Genomic DNA, 1,472 nt, shown 5'->3' on the forward strand with positions numbered 1-1,472 from the left:
TACCTACATCGGGGATATCAACGACCTCACGTCAGAAATTATCATGCTGTCGAAATTGAATGTCATGGATAACTCTTTCTTCGAGCTTGTTAAAGTGAAAGCTGATCTTCGCGAGTATTGTTTAGATAGAATCCGTTACTCGGAGTTAGACAATGTTATTTTTGAGTCCAAAGTAAAGCTAGAGTGCAAAATTAAGTGTGATTGCTCGATGGCGCGTTTGGTTTTTGATAACGTGATTAAGAACGCTGGGAATTACACACAAGACAAAGTCTGGGTAACTCTGGACGAGAACTCAGAAAATTGGCTGGTTCTGATTGAAGACAATGGCTCTGGGATACCTGAGGACAGGCGTGAAGAAGTATTCCTTCCGTTTTCTCGCTTAGATTCTAGCAGAGCATCAGCAACTGGTGGGTTAGGGTTAGGTCTAGCGATAGCGATTTCAGCGGCTAAAAAGCTTTCTTGGGACATTCGGATCTGCGATAGCAATCGCGGTGGTGCCAAGTTCTGTATCTTAATCCCAAAGATCACGTAAATGATTTTAGTAAGAGACCAATTAGACTCTTAAAAATGAAAGCCACGGTTTAATATCGTGGCTTACTAATTTAATTAACTTACTAATTACCAATTATCATTCACTATCAATTGGCAAAATTTACCAAGTAGAAAATCAAGCTTAGATGCTGTTGGCGCTTAAACGATGAAGGCCATAAATAGCATGATCTATGATACGGCCATTTAAGTTCTCGTTACGAGTTATGATACCTTCTAATGTGAAATGTAAGCGCTCACAAACCTTGCGACTACTCTGGTTGCCAGTTGCAGCTGATATCTCCACCTTTTCCATATCTAACTCATTGAAAGCAATATCAATGAGCTTCTCAACTACGCGTGTAACGATCCCGTTACCTTGGTAAGTCTCGGACAACCAATAGCCTATCGTGACTTTCTGTTTGCTGTGGTCAATGGAGTTAAAGCTACAGTTACCGACGATATTGTCTTTGTACACAATCGCACATGTCATGCTTTTGCCTTCCGCGTAATCATGTAGCGAGCGCTGGATGAAGATCCTAAAGTCCTGCTCTGTTTTGCAGTGCGGTGGCCATGCTAACCATTGGCTAAGATACTCATTTTGGCTTTGTGAAATTTCCGCGTAATGAGATGCGAAGTTCTCTTCAACCAGAGCGATGGATAACTCTTCATCGATAACTGTTTTAAACATGTTTTCCCTTTTCTTTTGGCTGATGATTTAAGTGTCTTTTGGTCGGCAGGTTATAATGTCGCACAATTTTTAATATGCAACCACTTGTGGCACGAATTATTCGTGATACGCTAGATCTATCACGAAATACATTAAACCTTATAATAATTGCGGGTATGATCGTTAGTCATGCATTAGTATTAGCAGCCTAAATATATAAAATATATAAAAATACTAGGCTTAAGTAATGAATCAACATTGCCAAGAGGTAACC

General features: G+C 39.9%; 2 protein-coding genes. One reads left to right on the top strand and one right to left on the bottom strand.

Going from position 1 to position 1,472, the window contains the following annotated elements:
* The coding region (locus AB4653_RS23880) for a sensor histidine kinase (RefSeq protein WP_372105488.1) at nt 1–532 on the top strand (532 nt) is incomplete at its 5' end.
* 141 nt (nt 533–673) lie between these two features.
* On the opposite strand, the gene AB4653_RS23885 is transcribed toward AB4653_RS23880, so the two are convergent.
* Nucleotides 674–1,219, bottom strand: coding sequence for a GNAT family N-acetyltransferase (locus AB4653_RS23885; RefSeq protein ID WP_102258194.1), 546 nt, complete (start codon nt 1,217–1,219; stop codon nt 674–676).
* Between the last annotated feature and the right edge of the window lie 253 nt (nt 1,220–1,472).

Origin of the sequence: Vibrio sp. 10N.222.48.A3 (genome assembly GCF_041475345.1) — a bacterium.
GTDB lineage: Bacteria > Pseudomonadota > Gammaproteobacteria > Enterobacterales > Vibrionaceae > Vibrio > Vibrio tasmaniensis_A.